General features: G+C 34.6%; 17 protein-coding genes. 14 read left to right on the top strand and 3 right to left on the bottom strand.

Features of this window, described 5'->3' with window-relative positions; translation table 11 throughout:
• Positions 1-9 precede the first annotated feature (9 nt).
• The 6 genes from wecB to KO513_RS10950 all read left to right on the top strand — a co-directional run bounded on the left by wecB (position 10) and on the right by KO513_RS10950 (position 7,218).
• The gene (gene wecB, locus KO513_RS10975) at positions 10-1,080 is read left to right on the top strand and encodes a non-hydrolyzing UDP-N-acetylglucosamine 2-epimerase (RefSeq protein WP_215913409.1); all 1,071 of its coding nucleotides are present in this window, start codon (positions 10-12) and stop codon (positions 1,078-1,080) included.
• Positions 1,080-1,790, top strand: a complete 711-nt coding sequence (locus tag KO513_RS10970) for a WecB/TagA/CpsF family glycosyltransferase (protein WP_215913408.1) — start codon at positions 1,080-1,082, stop codon at positions 1,788-1,790. The genes wecB and KO513_RS10970 overlap by 1 nt, the downstream gene beginning before the upstream one ends.
• A gap of 459 nt (positions 1,791-2,249) precedes the next feature.
• Positions 2,250-3,776 carry a lipopolysaccharide biosynthesis protein gene (locus KO513_RS10965; protein WP_215913407.1) on the top strand — a complete coding sequence of 509 codons (1,527 nt, stop codon included), beginning with the start codon at positions 2,250-2,252 and terminating at the stop codon, positions 3,774-3,776.
• Entirely contained in the window at positions 3,776-5,107 is a 1,332-nt protein-coding gene (locus tag KO513_RS10960; protein WP_215913406.1) for a Coenzyme F420 hydrogenase/dehydrogenase, beta subunit C-terminal domain, read from the top strand. The genes KO513_RS10965 and KO513_RS10960 overlap by 1 nt, the downstream gene beginning before the upstream one ends.
• A gap of 1 nt (position 5,108) precedes the next feature.
• Positions 5,109-6,248: a polysaccharide pyruvyl transferase family protein gene (locus KO513_RS10955; protein ID WP_215913405.1), complete on the top strand. Its 1,140-nt coding sequence runs from the start codon at positions 5,109-5,111 to the stop codon at positions 6,246-6,248.
• Positions 6,241-7,218 carry a glycosyltransferase family 2 protein gene (locus tag KO513_RS10950; RefSeq protein WP_215913404.1) on the top strand — a complete coding sequence of 326 codons (978 nt, stop codon included), beginning with the start codon at positions 6,241-6,243 and terminating at the stop codon, positions 7,216-7,218. Before KO513_RS10955 ends, KO513_RS10950 begins: the two co-directional genes overlap by 8 nt.
• Positions 7,219-7,236: 18 nt before the next feature.
• Here KO513_RS10950 and KO513_RS10945 read toward each other — a convergent pair whose 3' ends face one another.
• Positions 7,237-8,415 (bottom strand): O-antigen ligase family protein, encoded by a 1,179-nt coding sequence (locus KO513_RS10945; protein ID WP_215913403.1) that lies wholly within the window; start codon positions 8,413-8,415, stop codon positions 7,237-7,239.
• Positions 8,416-8,580: 165 nt separating this feature from the next.
• On the opposite strand from KO513_RS10945, the gene KO513_RS10940 reads away from it, so the two are divergent.
• From KO513_RS10940 to purD, 4 genes are all read left to right on the top strand, one after another.
• Entirely contained in the window at positions 8,581-9,888 is a 1,308-nt protein-coding gene (locus KO513_RS10940) for an O-antigen ligase family protein (protein WP_215913402.1), read from the top strand.
• A 24-nt stretch (positions 9,889-9,912) separates the two neighbouring features.
• Complete coding sequence (locus KO513_RS19730; RefSeq protein WP_215913401.1) at positions 9,913-10,968, top strand: glycosyltransferase family 4 protein; 1,056 nt, start codon at positions 9,913-9,915, stop codon at positions 10,966-10,968.
• Positions 10,969-11,187: 219 nt separating this feature from the next.
• A complete protein-coding gene (locus tag KO513_RS10930; protein ID WP_252735762.1) occupies positions 11,188-12,243 on the top strand; it encodes an MraY family glycosyltransferase in 1,056 nt (351 codons plus the stop codon).
• 145 nt (positions 12,244-12,388) lie between these two features.
• Positions 12,389-13,660 carry a phosphoribosylamine--glycine ligase gene (gene purD, locus KO513_RS10925; RefSeq protein ID WP_215913399.1) on the top strand — a complete coding sequence of 424 codons (1,272 nt, stop codon included), beginning with the start codon at positions 12,389-12,391 and terminating at the stop codon, positions 13,658-13,660.
• 49 nt (positions 13,661-13,709) lie between these two features.
• Here the strand turns inward: purD and KO513_RS10920 are convergent, their stop codons facing one another.
• Complete coding sequence (locus tag KO513_RS10920) at positions 13,710-13,931, bottom strand: DUF6341 family protein (RefSeq protein WP_215436665.1); 222 nt, start codon at positions 13,929-13,931, stop codon at positions 13,710-13,712.
• A 296-nt stretch (positions 13,932-14,227) separates the two neighbouring features.
• Between KO513_RS10920 and KO513_RS10915 the strand changes: the two genes are divergently transcribed.
• Genes KO513_RS10915 through KO513_RS10905 form a run of 3 tightly spaced genes read left to right on the top strand, consistent with a single transcriptional unit; the run spans position 14,228 to position 16,745 of the window.
• A complete protein-coding gene (locus KO513_RS10915; protein WP_246560198.1) occupies positions 14,228-15,073 on the top strand; it encodes a DUF6427 family protein in 846 nt (281 codons plus the stop codon).
• Positions 15,074-15,106: 33 nt separating this feature from the next.
• Positions 15,107-15,709: a DUF4254 domain-containing protein gene (locus tag KO513_RS10910; protein ID WP_215913398.1), complete on the top strand. Its 603-nt coding sequence runs from the start codon at positions 15,107-15,109 to the stop codon at positions 15,707-15,709.
• On the top strand, positions 15,696-16,745 hold the full coding sequence (locus KO513_RS10905) for a glycosyltransferase family 9 protein (RefSeq protein WP_371735620.1): 1,050 nt from the start codon (positions 15,696-15,698) through the stop codon (positions 16,743-16,745). Before KO513_RS10910 ends, KO513_RS10905 begins: the two co-directional genes overlap by 14 nt.
• Before the next feature lie 4 nt (positions 16,746-16,749).
• Here the strand turns inward: KO513_RS10905 and KO513_RS10900 are convergent, their stop codons facing one another.
• Positions 16,750-17,367: a TetR/AcrR family transcriptional regulator gene (locus KO513_RS10900; protein WP_215436660.1), complete on the bottom strand. Its 618-nt coding sequence runs from the start codon at positions 17,365-17,367 to the stop codon at positions 16,750-16,752.
• 363 nt (positions 17,368-17,730) lie between these two features.
• Between KO513_RS10900 and KO513_RS10895 the strand changes: the two genes are divergently transcribed.
• Positions 17,731-18,441: a TIGR04282 family arsenosugar biosynthesis glycosyltransferase gene (locus KO513_RS10895; RefSeq protein ID WP_215913397.1), complete on the top strand. Its 711-nt coding sequence runs from the start codon at positions 17,731-17,733 to the stop codon at positions 18,439-18,441.
• Positions 18,442-18,451 lie beyond the last annotated feature (10 nt).

Below are 18,451 nucleotides of genomic sequence, written 5' to 3'. Positions count from 1 at the left end.
AATAAAGCGATGAAAATAGTAACCGTTCTAGGAGCCCGTCCACAATTTATTAAAGCTTCTTCTTTAAGCAGAGAAATAAAAAAGCGGTCTAATTGCGAAGAGATTATTATACATACAGGTCAGCACTTTGATAAAAATATGAGTCACATATTTTTTGAAGAAATGCAAATTCCTGAGCCAAAATATAATTTGGATATCAATAGCTTGTCTCACGGAGCAATGACAGGTAGGATGCTTGAGGAAATAGAAAAAATACTTTTAATTGAAAAACCAGATTGGTTGGTTGTTTATGGAGATACAAATTCCACTATTGCGGGTGCTTTAGCTGCAAAAAAACTTCATATAAAGGTAGCTCACATAGAGGCAGGACTTCGTTCTTTTGATATGCGGATGCCAGAAGAGATCAACAGAATACTCACAGATCAAATTAGCGACATTCTTTTTTGCCCAACTAACGTGGCTATCAATAATTTGAAAAATGATGGGTTTGATGATAAGGATATAAAAATCTCATTGTCTGGAGACATCATGTTTGATAGCGCTCTATTTTACAAAAGTAAAATGAAACGTCCAGAGGGTATAGAAGAGGGTGAAAATCCAATTTTGGTAACTATACACAGGCAAGAGAATACTGATGATCCTAAAAGGCTCAGAAATATTATTACAGCTTTAAATACACTTTCTGAAGAAGGAAATAAGTTGATATGGCCAATACACCCAAGAACAAGAAAAATTATTGAGGCTCATGGTTGGCCAATAAAATTTAAATGCATATCTCCTGTAGGTTATTTAGAAATGCTGTACTTGATAGATGCTTGTTCTCTAGTTATAACAGACAGTGGTGGATTGCAAAAAGAAGCCTATTTCTTTAATAAATATTGTCTTACCCTTAGAGATAGTACAGAGTGGGTTGAGCTTGTTGAAAATAATGTAAATACATTAATAAATGTTGAGGATAAACAACTGGTTAACAACATTAAAGGATATTTAGAAAAAACAATAGACAATTCCAACCACCTTTATGGAGAAGGTAATACTGCGGCCATAATCATGGATGAACTTATAGAAAATCAGGCTTAATGAAACAATTGTTTTTGTATGGGTGTCCTTGCTTTGAAGTAACGTCTAAAGAAGTAGCTGAAAATTTCTTATTGACAAAGATTAACGAAGGTAAGGGTGGATATACAGCCGCTATTAATGCGCTAAAGCTTGTATCATATAACGAGGACCCCGCTACAAAGGATGTTATAGACAAGGCAATTCTTCAAACTCCAGATGGTTTTGGAGCACAGTTAGCTTTTAGACTACAGCATAAGAGTAAGGTTATAAAACTGGATCTTCCAGGTTTGGCCATGGAACTGTGTCAAAAGAATAATTTAAGGTTATACTTTTTGGGTACAACCGAAGAAAATAATGCGGCGGCTGTCAAAGAGGCTCAGAGAATATACCCAGGGATAAATATCGTAGGGAACATGAGTGGTTTTTTTGATGGTCAAGGTCAAGTTGAGAAAGAACTAGAGAGAACAAATCCACACATTGTGATGATATCAATGGGATCACCACGGCAAGAAATACTTAGTGCCAATTTACATAAGAAATTTCCGGGAATTATTTTTGTCGGAAGTGGAGGTAGAATGGACATTTTGGCTGGTAAGTTGAAGAGAGCTCCAGTATGGATGCAAAACAATGGTCTTGAATGGTTATATAGGTTTTTACAAGAGCCTAAAAGAATGTTTAAGGGCCAAATTGTTGGTGGGATCAAGTTTTTCAAATTGATATTTTGGAGATAAGAACTTTTTTAATTGCCCCAATAACATTCTTTTAAACTTTAATATATTCATCAAGAAAAATAGCCTATTTCTATAGGCAAGCAGTTTTATTTTATAGGATTACTTCAATAGAATGGTAGTGAACATTTTTAACAATTTTCATATTCTTCTGCCCTTTTATAGTCAAAGTTACCTGTTAGGAAGACTTATTAGTAAAGTGGTCTATAAACAAAGCAGTTTTATCAGGTCTACAAATAAGATTCAACCCTATTAAGTCAATTAATCTCATGTTTTATGGAACGCTTTCCCTCAATATCTTGATGCGGTATTGCCTTCAATTCGCTATTTTTGTCCTGTGCCTCTTATTTTGTCTATTTGAAAATAAAATGGCATTATTTATTAAGTTATCGAGCCAATCATCTGTTTAAATTTTGATATTTATTTAAGGTATTTCTACTATGCCTTAAGCCATTTGTTATTATGAATCAAATAAACAATGCCAAAATAGCAAGAAACACAATGTACCTCTATATAAGGATGTTTTTTACTATGGCGGTTGCATTATATACTTCTAGAGTTGTTCTTGATATTTTGGGGACTCAAGATTTTGGCGTGTATAATGTGGTAGGGGGAATCGTTACTTTTTTTGCTTTTTTCAATACGGCCATGTCATCAGCGACACAGCGTTTTTTTTCATATGAATTGGGTGTCAGTAATTATGAAGGCTTGAAAAAGACTTTTAGCGCCACCCTTATAATACATTTGCTAATTGCAGTAGTCATATTTTTATTAGCCGAAACATTAGGGCTGTGGTTTTTGAACCAAAAGCTCAATCTGCCGTCCGAACATCTAGATACTATTAGATGGGTGTACCAGTTTTCTATATTTACATTTTTAATTGGAGTAGTAAGGGTGCCTTATAACGCTTTAATTATTGCTCATGAGCGCATGTTGACGTTTGCCTACCTGAGTATCGTAGAAGTAGTGTTTAAACTTATTATCGTATTTTTATTGGTGTATATAGATTTTGATAAATTACTACTATATTCCATTTTAGTTTTCGTGGTGACACTCCTGATTGCTGCTGCCTACATGATTTTCTGTAATATGAATTTTAAGGAAAGCAAGTTCCGATTTCATTATAATCCTAGTTTATATGGCATATTGTTAAGTTATTCAGGATGGAGTCTATTTGGAAATATAGCTTCAGTAGCTAAAGGTCAAGGATTGAATATCTTACTAAATCTATTTTTTGGGCCGCTTTTAAATGCTGCCTACGGTATTACCGTACAAGTGCAATCAGCCGTAAATGTATTCGTAAATAACTTTCAATTGGCAGTAAATCCCCAAATTATCAAACAATTTGCAATTGGTGATAAAGAAGCTATGTTTACACTAATGCTACAAAGTTCTAAAACCTCATTTTTATTAATGACTTTAATCGCTTTTCCTCTCCTTTTCGAAACTTCATTTATATTGAATTTATGGTTAAAGGAAGTTCCAGAATATACTAGCTTATTTATTTTTTTAGTGCTTGTGAACTTATTAATTGATAGTTTGTCGGGACCACTAATGATGGGAATTCAAGCGACAGGTAGAATAAAATATTATCAAATAGTGGTCGGATTCCTTCTCTTTTTAAACCTTCCGGTCTCTTATTTTGTTTTATTGAGATATGAGACACCCTGGCATATATTTGTTGTAAGTATTTGTTTTTCAATCGTAGCATTACTTTTTAGGCTCTACTTCTTAAATAAATTAATAGATTTTTCGTCAGCATTATTTTTTAAAAAGGTTATTTTTAGGCTCTTTATTGTTATTATTCCTGCTCTTATAATGCCTTATTTTATAGTTAGTGGAATGACTCAAGGTTTTATGAGATTACTAGTGTTAGGTATAGCATCTACATTTGGAATATTAATTTTCGGCTATCGCTTAGGAATAGATGCTGTGGAGAGAAATGCAATTAAGAAAATATTTTTAAAGAAAATTAATAAGCCTGAATAATGAATAGCCCTAAAGTAATTTCTTTAGTTGTTGATCAAGACCTTTGCACAGGTTGTGGTGTGTGTGTTTCAGAATGCACTTCCAAAAGTATTTCAATGGATTGGACCGAAGAAGGTTTTTTGGTTCCACAACAAACGGAATATCCGTGTTTAGATGAAGGGGATTGTATTTCTGTCTGCCCGTTTAATCCATTTCCAAAAGAAAAAGTCAAAACAGAAGATGAGCTGTCCAATATTTTTTTACGTACAAACTACGAAAATGATAAAATAGGAAAATATGAATCGCTTTATGTAGGGTATTCCAAAGCCGATAGGCCTACTTCTTCATCAGGAGGGCTTGCCACCTATTATTTAGGCCAATTGTTCGAGAGGAAAATAATCGATGCTGCGATTGTTGTAAACTATCAGGACAAACCTTCTAAGTTTTATGATTATTCCCTAATAAAGGATAAAAACCAGTTGATAGCATCATCAAAAACAAGGTATTATCCTGTCACGTTGGAAAATGCAATTAATGAATTGGATAACTTTAAAGGTAAAGTAGCGGTTGTAGGAGTAGGCTGCTTTATAAAAGCGATTAGATTAAAACAATATGAAAATCCTAGTTTTAAGGATAAGGTGGTTTTTTTATTAGCTATTATTTGTGGCGGATTAAAAAGTAAAATGTACACCAGTTTTCTGTCTAACAAAACCTTAAACGGAGAGTATCCGATAAAGAATCCAGAATATAGAATTAAAAGTTCGGAGAATAAGGCAATCGATTATTATTTTGGACTGGATTATAAAAAAGAAAGACATTTGTTAAGAATGCGTGAAGTTGGGGATATGTGGGGTACTGGATTTTTTAAATCCAATGCTTGTGATTTTTGTGAGGACGTTACATCGGAATTGGCAGACGTCTCCTTGGGTGATGCTTGGTTGGAACCCTATGTTAATGATGGTAATGGCACGAGTATAATCATTACAAGAAGTTTGTTGGCGGACCAAATTGTTAAAGAAGGCATGGTTAATGACGAGCTATTCATGGAGGATCTTAGCGTTGCGGATATTGTTAAAAGCCAATCGGGCAGTTTTAATCATCGACATAAAGGTTTAGGCTACCGGTTAAAAAAACGGGAAAGACAAGGAAAATTATCTCCGCCTAAAAGAGAGCGAAATATAATGCGCATATCCTTACCGTTTAAACTGGTTCAATATATGAGGCAAAGTGTAAGGCGAAAAAGTATAAAATATTGGATGGAAACTCATAAAGCAGAACTTTTTCAAAAGCAGATGAAATTTTCGTTATTTCTATTGCGAATCACTACAATATTATATCGTAAAACAAGGTAAAATGATAAAAAAAATAGGGCTTTTGACACTTCCCCTAAAACACAATTATGGGGGTATTATACAAATCGCTGCATTAAAATCCTATCTGGAGAATCAAGGATTTGAAACGGTTTTTTTAGATAAGCACTATTCTATATCCGCTTTACGAGCCACTCTTAGAACTATATCCCTTAAAAACCCTTTTTACAAAATTTTCGATTATAAGGACAATGCAAAAAGAGACAGATATTTGTCTAATCTTCATAAATTTGTGGCGAAAGAATTGGCACCAGCTACCAAGGCAATCTATAATCAAGCAGAATTAAAGAGTGTAGTAGAAAATTTAAATTTAGATGCAATTATCGTGGGTAGCGATCAGGTGTGGCGAATGAGTTTTATACAGAAGAACTATCAAGATTATTTTTTGGGTTTTTTGGAAGGGAACTCGGTAAAGAAAATAGCCTATGCCGCTTCCTTTGGGGACAGCAAATGGACAGCGAATAATGTAGTAGAAGATATTACAACGTTATTAAATAATTTTGATGCTATTTCGGTACGGGAGGATTCAGGCTTGTCGATCTGTGAAAAAGTGTTCGCTAAACCAAACGTAAACCACGTGTTGGACCCAACTTTTTTGCCAAATATTGATTATTACGAACGCATCATTAAGGATGAATTTACCGGAAAAAAAGATGTGGGACTGTTTAATTATGTACTGGATAAGTCGCCACAAAAAAAAGTAATTATAAACACCATAGCTCAACAGTTGGATTTAGGTATAGATTCCTTATATCTTGATAATAATCTGGACGATTTTAAGACCAATAAGACTTTAAAGCCTTCTATGGGAGAATGGCTGTACCACTTTAAAAATGCAGAATTTGTTGTAACAGATTCTTTTCACGGGACTGTTTTTTCTATTCTTTTTAACAAACCGTTTATTGCTATAGGGAATACGTCTCGGGGCTTGACTCGATTTACATCGTTGTTGAATCAATTGAAATTATCAGATAGGCTCATCTTGGATTGGGATGAAAGACAAATAGAGATTATTAACACTAAAATTGATTATGAATCTGTAAACAATCTGTTAAAAGGTTTAAAAGATGTATCCCGATTATTTCTAAGGAACGCACTAACACCAGTAGCAACAAATGAATGAGATAGCTGTTTCTATAATAGTTCCTGTCTATAATGTAGAACGGTATATTGAGAAGTGCCTTAACAGTTTGATTGGGCAAACTTTGAAAGAAATTGAAATTATAGTCGTAAACGATTTCTCCCCTGACAACAGCGAACGTATTATTCTTGGATTTAAAAAAAAAGATGAACGAATTGTGTATCTAAAACAGAGCGAAAATCAGGGTCAGGGTTTTGCCAGAAATTTAGGACTAGAAAAAGCTAGAGGGGAATACCTTCTTTTTGTAGATGCGGATGATTATATAGCAAAAGATGCTGCGGAAAAGCTATACGTAATGGCAAAAGAACTTAATCTTGACGTGTTAGAGGCTGACCATTATAAAGTATTCCAAGACAGATTAACAGAGCATAAAAGTCAAGCTTTTGAAGGGGTTTTAACCGGAGACCAATATTTCGATACTATTCCATACACCCTAGGGGTCGTATGGAACAAGCTATGGAGAACCAAATTTCTAGTTCAAAATAACTTATATTTTGTTAAGGGTATTTTTGAGGACGCTATTTATCTATCTACGGCTATGGGTTTGGTAAAAAGGGTTTATAGGTATAACTATACATTTTACTATTACGTAATAAGGGAAAACTCAACTATGACCGCTATTACTTCACCCAAACATATTAATTGCCAAATAAAGGTAATTAAGCACCTAGAAAAGATGTACAATCAAACTAAGAACAGGTTAGGTAATTATCAACGATTAAAACTACTGCTTTATTCCTTCTCGGGACTTGCAGGGTATATAATGAGCTTCAAGCCTAAGAATGAATCAGAAATTTTATTAAAAAAGGAAGCGGAAGTGTTTCTACGTGACAAGCATAGGACATACCGGAATAAAATTTTTGGATGTACTAAATTAGGGCTACCGCAAAAAATATTATTGTACATGTCCCCCTGTCTTATGGCCTGGGTATTGACCAAATTAAAAAAGTAGACTTTGTTTACATAAAGGCTAGCGCGTACGCTTAGCATTAGATGATTTTCTCTCTCTTTTCACATACATTAAGCTGAACAGGACGGCAATAAAAATTGCAGACATACCTGATCCAAAAACATGTCCTGCCAAGGTAGAAATAAGTAGTAATATCAGAACCATCATGGTGACTAAATTAGCAAAAGGACGGTCGTTACATCTTGAAAATTTTTTGGATTGAAGAAAGACAAAATAAATCATGAGAAGGAAGGTGGCTAATCCTATAAATCCATAAGTAAAAAAAATATCTACAATATCCATTTCGACAACCTTGAAATCATTTAAGTATTCATATTTGGTTTCGCCGACTCCAATAATTTTTTCGATAAAGTCGTACTCATTTTTGTAGGTCTCGTATGAGTTCACAAGAAAAACATTTCTGCTGGATAAAATAAAGCTCCATATATCTAACTGATCATAGTTGTACTGAAACCTGAGCATTATACTGGAATTTTGTATAAACTTCCAAGATAAAAAAAAGACAATTGGTAATAAAGCAATAGTTGCCGTTATTAAGGGAATAAACCTTTTAATTTTCAATGATTTACCTTGAAAGGGGATAATAAAAAACACCAATAAAATTCCTAAAATGGCAGTCTTTGAACTTATTGTTAGACCTCCTAAAAGATTGATAAACAGGAATATATAATATTTCGTTTTATTGCCCTGTTCCCATATTACAAATGCTAGAATGGAACAAAGAATAATTAAAAGAGCGGATATTTCATTACCGGCATAGAAGAACCCTTTACTGCCCATTCCGCCATTTTTGTAAGCTGGATACCCTAGACCTAAATATTTAACAAAAATGTTTAAAATGAGTATAAAGTACGACACTTTTACTAAAGATAAGGATAGGGGGTAAATTTTATCTCTTGAATGTTTAAAAGCATTTACAAAGAATAAAAAGCAAATAAATGGCGTAATATATTTTGTAACTTTAATCAAATCCAAGAAAACTGAGCTGCCTTCAGGGTCGTGTAAAATTTGATATATACTGGGGATTAAGAGTAAAAATGTTATAATTAATGTAGAAATTAATAACCTTACAGTAAATAAAAAACGAATTAACAAACAAAGTATTATTGCTAGTTTGTAGAATTGCCCAAAAGATATTGGTAAGTTAATTCCATTCATCAGCAATATACCGTTGATCATATCAACAGGTAAGAGTGCGAACATAAGAATAATGATGAAAGTATCTATCGTGACTAATTTGAGCATCAAACAGAGTAAATTGTATGTGCTATAAAAGTAGTATTATTAATGTAACTTCTTGCTGTTGTATTAGGATTTTGAAGGAGGTACTTTTGTCTCTTAAGGATGGGCGGTAAAATATATTATAAAGAATTGGTGACGGATAATTTTTCTTCAATTAAGAACCTTAGCGGCACGGGGTTCTTTTTATTTGCTTTTTTCCTCCCACTGCATACTGGAGTCAGTAATCTTTTTCTAGTTATTTCTTTTGTCATTATTCTAGTTGGTGTATTTGATCTAAAACGGAATGAAAAATCTTATTTTAAAATTAGTAAATGTAAGATTCTTTTTTTCACACCTTTCACCTTTTTTTTCTTACATCTAGTAGGTTTAGTTTATTCTGAAAATCCTACTCTTGGATTATCATATGTTGAGAGAAGCTTATCCTTTTTTTTAGCTCCAGTAATATTACTTTTTACAACTCAAGAAAATATTGAGTATTTAAAAAAATCTCTGTCGAAAGGTTTAATTGCAGGGTCTTTGATTTCCATATTAATATTGATTACATTAAACCTCTATCATTATTTCTATAATCAGAAATTCTTTCATATCGGCACTGATTTATTTGACTATTATCATACCTATCTTAAGTTTACAGAGCCCTTAAATCAACACCCTACTTATCTAGGTGTGTACTATTTGATGGCAATCGTTTTAGTTGGGGACGTTGTACAAAGAAAATATTTTAGGTATTTTATAATAGCTACGTTTGGCTTAGGTTTTCTTTTCTTAAACTCACGTATAATTTTTGCAATGCTTTTTTTAGTTGTGTTTTACTATTTTGTGAAAATGATTAAAAACATAATTGTAGAAAGGAGATACTTAAAACTTTTTTATATTTCCATTATATTTTTAATTGGTTTTACGATAATAGTTCAGGTTATTTCTAAAAGTTATATTGGTTCACGAATTAAGAATATTTATGACTTTGAACTTTCTTCAGATACGAAAGTGAAGTTTAATTCTCATTCTTCTTCCAATCCTCGAATGGCAAGATATATTTCGGCAGTTAAACTAATTAAGAAAAAACCATTGTTGGGGTATGGTACAACTGGAGAAAAGATTAAATTAAAGCAGCAGTTTATAGAGGATGGTCTGGGAATTGCGGCTAAGCAAAATTACAATAGCCATAATCAATATTTGGGTTTTACAGTCCGTTATGGAGTAGTAGGTTTAGTGTTTCTTATATTCTTTTTTTGTAGTAATTTTTATCTTGCTTGGTCCGTAAAGGATAAACATTATCTATTTCTCGTAACTCTAGTGGCATCTATTTGTCTTGTTGAGAATTATTTTGACCGTAACTTTGGAATAACTTTCAGCGCGGTTTTTTTTACGATTTTTTCTTATCAAATTTTAAAGAAGGAAAAGGTTTAATTTTTTTGTTAGAACTAAATATCTATGAGTCTTTATCTAATCTCTAATATGTACCCTTCTCAGGAAGGTTTACGATATGGTATTTTTGTAAAAAGATTCGAGGAAGCTGTTCAAAAACGATATAATGTTAAACGGATTGTACTAACAAAAAAAAAGTCTTTTACGAGTAAAATATTTGGATATAGTATCCTTTTCCTTAAGATAATCAAATTGTACTTTGTCGTAAATAAAAAGGATATTGTGTACGTCCATTTTCCTACGTATGTATCGCTGTTTCTCTATCCTTTTCTTTGGAGAAAGATTCCATTAATAATTAATTTTCATGGCAGTGATGCCGTACCTGACTCATTTCTAAAAAAACATCTAATTTCAGTATTGGGACCAATCGTTCGGAAATGTCAACAAATAGTCGTCCCATCTAAATCGTATCAAAATAAGATTAAAGGAATGTTTGGTGTCGAAGAAAAAAAAATCTTCATTTATCCTTCAGGAGGTATTGACTCAAAGGTTTTTTACCCGTTAAAAAAAGAAACAGAGAAGTTTACTATTGGTTTCGTTTCTAACTTTGTTGCATTAAAGGGGTGGTCTGTTTTTCTTGAGGCACTCAATATCATTGAAAATGATGGTGTTTTTTTGGATTACGAAGCAATAATGATTGGTGATGGGCCTGATATGCAAAAAATCAGAGATGAGATTAATCGAGCTAAGTTGAATGTTAGACTCATTAAAGGAATGAATCAATCAGAACTAGTGAAAATGTATGGTTCTTTTGATGTTTTTGTGTTTCCTACTTACAGGGAAAGTCTTGGTCTGGTTGGTCTAGAAGCAATGATGTGTTCTGTGCCGGTTCTGGCAAGTGCTGTTGAGGGGCCTCTTGAATATGTGGTTGATGGTTATAATGGTTTTCTTTTTGAAAGGGGTAATAGCAAACATTTAGCAAGCAGATTGATTGAATTTAATTCATTGTTGCCTTCTGAAAGAACTGCAATGAAACAAAATTGTATTGAAACATCAATGAAATATGAAAAGGATTTTGTTAGTGTAGAATTGTTAAATGTTTTAAGCAATATAAACAATTAGTTTTTTGAATCTTTAAGAGTTATATGTTGGGTATTAGTACGTATATTTTTAATTACCTTTAGCGCTAGTTAAATATATCATACTTTGTATTTTCTAGAAACAGCCATACTATTATTTATAGGTTCTTTTTTGCTAACCTATTTGACAATCCCCAAAATTATCATAGTTGTCGAATTTAAAAGGTTAATGGATGATCCAAATCAAAGGAGTTCTCATAAAATGAAAACTCCAACTTTAGGAGGAATAGCTTTTTATTGTACTCTAATATTTGCTCTTTTCTTTATAAGAGATCGGGACTTGTTTGACGAAGCAATGTACATGATACCCGCCCTTACGGTACTCTTCATAATTGGGTTAAAAGATGATTTAGTTGTGATCTCTCCAGGTGCTAAACTCTTAGCGCAGGTTTTTGCTATCTTTTTTATTTTAATAAACCCTAGTTTCACTATCCATTCTCTAAACGGCTTTTTGAATATAAATGAAATACCCTATTACCTCTATTTAATCATTGCCGGGTTTATGATGATTACGATTATTAATTCTTATAACCTTATTGATGGTATTGACGGATTGGCATCTGTTGTGGGTATTGTAATTATGGTAATTTATACGACAATATTTTACATGACAGGTGAGTATTTCTTTGCTTTGATCAGCATTACTATGAATGCGAGTCTTATGGCATTTTTAGGTTTTAATTTGTCTTCGGATAAAAAGATTTTCATGGGAGACACCGGGTCACTTATTGTGGGGTTGATTATTAGTATACTAACATTAAAGTTCTTGGCCCTACGACCAACAGTTTACACAGAATTACCATTTCTCCTTGAAAATGCGCCTTTAATAGCTATTAGTATTCTTATTGTTCCTCTTTTTGATACGGCTAGAGTTTTTGCAATAAGAATAGCCAATAAAAAGGGACCTTTTTCCCCAGATCGTAATCATACACATCATGTATTAATTGATTATTGGGGACTTACACATAAACAGGCTAGTTTTATTATCGGCTGCTTTAACTTGCTTTTTGTGATGCTGTTTATAGTATTGGGGAGTACGGCAAAGAATTTGGGAATGGTAATCATGCTGGTTTCTGTAGTCATAATTTTAGGGTATATCTTTTTCAAGTACAATTATAGTTTTGCTACTTTAAAGCAAAAAATACTTTTAAAAAGAAAAGTAGAGCGGATAAAAACCAAGGTAGAAGAATCCAATCTTTCTAAAAAGAAAAAAGACCGACTGAAAACAGGAAATAAAGAGGGACAAATAGAAGGGTAGAGTTTATTCAGTGGGCTAGTATATATATTAGTGACATGCTTGAGGAATAGATAAGTTAAAAAGTTCTTTTATTTTTTCTGGCAATAATATGTTTTCCATACCTTAAATTCCACTTCAAAACGTATTTTTGCGCAAACCTTAGAACATGAATATTCTTATTTTAGGTGCTGGCGGTCGCGAGCACACTTTAGCTTGGAAACTAAAACAGAGCCCAAAACTAGATAAACTTTATGTAGCACCCGGAAATGCCGGCACTTCCGAAATTGCAACAAATATACCAGTCGGTGTAAACGATTTTGAAGGAATCAAAAAGGCGGTTCTGGCTAATGACGTGAATATTGTTATAGTAGGGCCAGAGGACCCTTTGGTAAATGGGGTTCACGATTTTTTTCTTAGTGATTCCAAATTAAAGCACATACCCGTAATAGGACCTCAAAAAGCAGGTGCTGAGTTAGAAGGCAGTAAGGAATTTGCTAAAAAGTTCATGATGCGGCATAACATACCTACCGCTGCTTACGAAAGCTTCACTTCAGAGACACTTCAAAAAGGGTTTGACTTTCTTGAAACGTTACAACCTCCTTACGTATTAAAGGCAGACGGACTTGCAGCTGGTAAAGGGGTGGTTATTTTAGAAGATTTGACCGAAGCAAAAGAGGAGCTTAAAACCATGTTGGTAGACGCTAAATTTGGTAACGCAAGCGCCACGGTCGTTATCGAGGAGTTTTTAGCGGGTATAGAGTTGAGCGTTTTTGTATTGACGGATGGTAGTGGTTATAAGGTTTTGCCCACTGCAAAAGATTACAAACGTATTGGTGAAGGCGATACCGGGCTTAACACAGGCGGAATGGGCGCTATTTCTCCCGTTCCTTTTGCGGATGAAGCTTTTATGGACAAGATACACCAGCGTGTTGTAAAACCTACGGTAGAAGGCCTTAAAAAGGATAATTTGCCGTATAAAGGTTTTATATTCATAGGTCTGATAAAAGTAGGTGATGAGCCCAAGGTTATAGAATATAACGTGCGTATGGGTGATCCCGAAACGGAAGTGGTTATTCCTCGTATTCAGAATGACTTGGTTGAGGTCTTTGAGGCCGTTGCCAACGGAACTTTAGATGATATTGAACTTGAGTTGGACCCAAGAACCGCTTCCACGGTTATGTTAGTGTCTGGAGGATATCCCGAAGCGTATGAAAAAGGAAAGGAAATTACAGGATTCAATGCTCTTGAAGACTCGTTGGTCTTTCACGCAGGTACACAATTAGAAGACGGTAAAGTAGTAACCAGTGGCGGTAGGGTAATGGCAATTACTTCCTACGGAAATAACTTTAAGCAAGCGTTGGCTACTTCCTATAAGAATATAGAAAATATTAAGTTCCAGAATATGAACTATAGAAAAGACATTGGGTTCGATCTTTAAAAGAAAGAATCCAATGTCTTTACAAATGTATTAGTAGTAAACCTACTGTTTATAGGTAAGAGTGAGAAGAGATAGACTTGTCCTCTTCGTCGTTATCGTTGTATTGTTTTAGCTGTAACATCCAATATACGAAAGCTACACAGCAAATTAGGGCAAGAATCCAGTTAATGATATTGGCACCCCACCAACTATGCATAAAACGCAACTGGTCCAATGGCCAAAATAGGTGGTTTACGAACAAATCTGCTATTCCTTCAAAAAATGATTTCATCTTAGCTATATTTACACTTGCAAAAGTATAAAAAGCTAAGAAACTTTCTAAATTTAAATGTTGATGATTTAGTTTGTTCGTTAGAAGGTACTACCAAATAAGGGTTGCCGGCCCGAGATTATAGTTCCTGTTGCAATGAAAGGTTTGTGCTTTTCAATAAAGAAATTGTAGTATCATCCGGTGAAATTTTAGATAATTTTTCAATGATATCAATCATTTTTGGCAAGACAAAGCCAATTAACTACATAATAGTTCTTTCGTTTCTATTCGTTTTCTATTGGTTTGCCCATTTCTATATGTTCGATAGAATCTATTCTCTTGTCCGTATTTTTTGGCAGTTGTTTGTTCTATCGGTTTTATTTTTTAGTGTATTCATTGTCAACTTTATCGTAAAACGAAATAAAGTAACCGGGGCAAACTCATTTACCATTCTTTTTTATGGGCTTCTAATGGTGGTATTTCCGGAAACCCTGCTGGATTCTAATGCTATTTTTTGTAGCTTTTTCCTGCTGTTGGCCACAAGGAGGCTCATAAGTATTCGGTCGTTGAAAAATATTAAGTTTAAGATTTTTGATGCAACTATTTGGGTATTGGTTTCAAGCCTTTTTTATGATTGGGCCTTGTTGTTTCTAATTTTAGTTTTGGCCGCTATATATTTTTACGAACCTAAAAATGCCAGAAACTGGTTTGTGCCACTTGCCGCTATTTTTACGGTACTTATGATAACGGAATGCGTCCTGATACTGTACGGTAATCAAGATTTTTTTAGCAACCATTATAAGTTTTCTGTGTCTTTGGATAGCACTTACTTTTCATATTGGGGGCATAGCACTAAGCTGGTTTTATTTGCTTTGACCACGTTTGTATCGGGTATTTTAGCTTTTGTAAAGTTGGGTAAATCCGGATTTGGAAAAGTGATTACCATGCGCCTAATTGCGCTTTCTTTTGTAATTGGCCTTGTGTTGAACATACTTCTATTATCGGACAACGTCTATCCGGTTATGATTACGTTTTTTCCTGCAGTTGTCTTTATGACCAAGTACATAGAATCCTTGCGTAAAGCTAATATTCGTGAGATAATCTTAATGGCTGCGGTACTAATTCCGTTTTTGGTGTTGATGACCGGCATTGCCATAAAATAATTATGAATAACTTTGCCCTTAAAGCTATAAAAAATGTTCAGCAAGTTCGCATTTACCATTTTCGAGGAAAGTATTCAGAAATATCATATTAAGGATAATGTATATCAGTCTTTTGAGAACCCCTACCCTAAAGATGATATTGCACGTTTGCTCTATCGTAAAAACTGGATAGACACCGTACAATGGCATTATGAGGACATTATTCGCGACCCGGATATTGCACCGGCGGATGCTTTGGTGTTAAAGCGAAAGATTGATGCGAGTAATCAGGACAGAACGGACTTGGTAGAGTTTATAGACAGCTATTTCTTGGATAAATACAAAGATGTTGCAGTAAAGGAAAACGCAACCATTAATACGGAAAGTCCGGCCTGGGCTATAGACAGGCTATCCATTTTAGCGCTTAAGATTTATCATATGCAAGAAGAAGTAGGCCGTACGGATGCATCTTTGGAACATATTGAAAAATGTACGCAAAAGCTAAATGTGTTATTGGAGCAACGTAAAGATCTTTCTACGGCAATAGACCAATTGCTGGCGGATATTGAATCTGGTGATAAGTACATGAAAGTGTACAAGCAGATGAAAATGTACAATGATGATGAGATGAACCCTGTTCTCCGTGGCCAAAAATAAACCCGAACACCTATTGGTCATCAGGCTCTCCGCAATGGGGGATGTAGCCATGACCGTACCTGTCCTTCTTGCGCTTACCAAGCAAAACCCGCAGCTAAAAATTACCGTACTCACACGGAAATTTTTTGCCCCCATGTTCTCTAATGTCCCCAGCGTAAGTGTTTATGAGGCTGATGTAAAGGGAAGGCATAAAGGTGTATTTGGACTCTGGAAGCTCTATAAGGAACTTACCAAATTAAAGATTGATGCCGTTGCTGATCTTCACAATGTTTTGCGGAGCAAAGTATTAAAGCGATATTTTAAATTTGGACGTATTCCGGTTGCACAGATCGATAAAGGTAGGGCAGAAAAAAAAGCGCTTACCTCCACTGTTTCAAAAGACTTTAAGCCTTTAAAAACCACCCACCAACGTTATGTAGATGTGTTTGCGCAATTGGGTTTCCCAATAGATTTACCTAAGAATTCTGTATTGTCCAAAGGAAGTCTTTCGGATGAAACACAAAAAATTGTAGGAATCGATTCAAAAAAATGGATCGGGATTGCTCCTTTTGCCGCATTTGAAGGTAAAACTTACCCATTAGAATTAATGGAGGAAGTTATTGCCAAGCTTAACAAAGATAATGGATATAAAATTTTCCTTTTTGGAGGTGGACCTATCCAGGAAAAGAAACTTCAAAGTTTTGAGAACAAGTTTACGAACTGTCTAAGCATGGTAGGCAAACTTTCTTTTCATGAGGAACTTGCCCTTATTTCTAATTTAGACACTATGCTGTCTATGGATAGTGGTAATGCACATCTGGGGGCTATGTACGGCATTCCAGTAGTTACACTTTGGGGAGTTACCCATCCTTACGCCGGGTTCTACCCTTTTGGCCAAGATGTAGATAATGCATTATGTGCTGATCGGGACAAATTTCCGTTAATTCCAACATCCGTTTACGGTAATAAAATGCCCGAAGGATATGAAATGACCATGCGTACCATTCTGCCGGAACAAGTTGTAACCAAGGTTAAGAGCGTATTGAACGATGTATAAATCTCTATACGGTTGTTCTTTTGGGTTCCAAAGATTTAAAGTACTGACGTAATTGGGACATAAACCTATATTTACGAGCACTTGGGGTCGTTTCTACCATTAGGGTTCTAACTCCTATATAAGAGCTCATAAGATAAACGGCAACACCTTCACTATCAATGTGTCTATCAATGTGTCCGTTAAACTTTCCGCGTTGTATGGCAGATACCAAATTCACCTCCCAAATACGCAAAATGTCATTTAGGTGCTTCATTACGGTTTCATTCTTACCATTAAACTCATTAATAAAATTACTAAGCACAAAACCAAAGTCAAACTCGTTATGTACGGCCGTTTCTAAAGCCTCTTCAAAACATTGTGTAATAAGGTCTAAAGTATTGTCATGACCTTCTATAGGTTCAATAAGCTGACTGTACATTTTACGAACCAGTAAGTTTTCAATAATCTGAATAAAGAAATCTTCTTTGGACTCAAAGTGATAATAGAAGGCTCCTTTGGACAAGGATAGTTCTTTTAATATATCATCAACACTTGTATTGTAGTATCCGTTTCTGTAAAAAAGTTCAAGTCCTGTTACTTGCATTCTTTGCATGGTAGCCATGCGTTTTAAACTCTTGGTCATAATTATAGATTTGGGGTTAAACAGACCGTTGGGTCTCATACAAAGAACCGCAGCAATGAAGGCTATGTTAGAAATGAAGGGTTGTCTGACCATTTTTCTCGTTAAAAGACCTAAATTGTTTAATATGAGGTTATTCAACGAGTGACTCACAAACCACATGGTCGGTAAATAATGTCGATTACCGAGTGAAAAACCACCAAGAATTTATAAAAAGGAAACTTTTACGCATATAATATACCAACGTAAGCCTGTTTTTTATACGTAAGAAAATATATACAAATATTAAAAAGGTCACACCTTGTTTAGTATCTTGCACTTAAAACCCGAGTAAGGTTCAAAAACAATTACGACGAAAGTTGGTAAATGGGGCAGATAAATAAGGATACGGCTATATTAATATTCTCGCTTTCGGCGCAGCTGGAGGCAGAACGGAAGTCCATTTTTGGAAATGCCAACAAGAAAGCCTCCCGTGGTTTTTTTAATATCCTTATCAATCGTACACGTAAAATTGCATCCTCCACTGGGGCAGATGTTATTATAGTAGACGAGAGCCAACAAAAAGGAACAACCTTTGGTGAGCGTTACGCCAATGCTTTTCAAGAACTTTTTGATCAAGGGTATACCAAAGTGCTTTCTATTGGTAATGATACGCCAGACTTAACTGCAGAAGTTTTAGATCAGGCTATAGACAAAATTCAGCACAAGGACTTGGTCATTGGGCCTTCAACTGATGGTGGGGTGTATCTATTGGGTATGCGCTGTGAGTTCTTTAACTTGGATCAGTTTAAGGCACTTCCCTGGTTAGAATCCACCTTGTTCAATACATTGGTGAACGGGGTTTTCTGGAATAGAGCAAAAGCATACTATTTTGATGAGCTTACGGATATTGACACCGCACATCACTTACTTCAATTTTTATATAGTACAGATGATGAAGCTCTAATTAGCTTCATCTTGAGTCATTTATTGGCAGTACAGAACCTTATACAACATTCAAAATCACTGTGCTTATCGGATAAGCATTCGTTTTCCTTTCAATTAAGAGGTCCTCCCGCATTTCTTTTAGCGGCATAGTTTAAACCTT

The organism is Zobellia sp. B3R18, from assembly GCF_018860715.1.
Classification (GTDB): Bacteria; Bacteroidota; Bacteroidia; order Flavobacteriales; family Flavobacteriaceae; genus Zobellia; species Zobellia russellii.
Note: the sequence above shows the minus strand (reverse complement) of the source record. Positions and strands in the feature narration are given on the sequence as shown.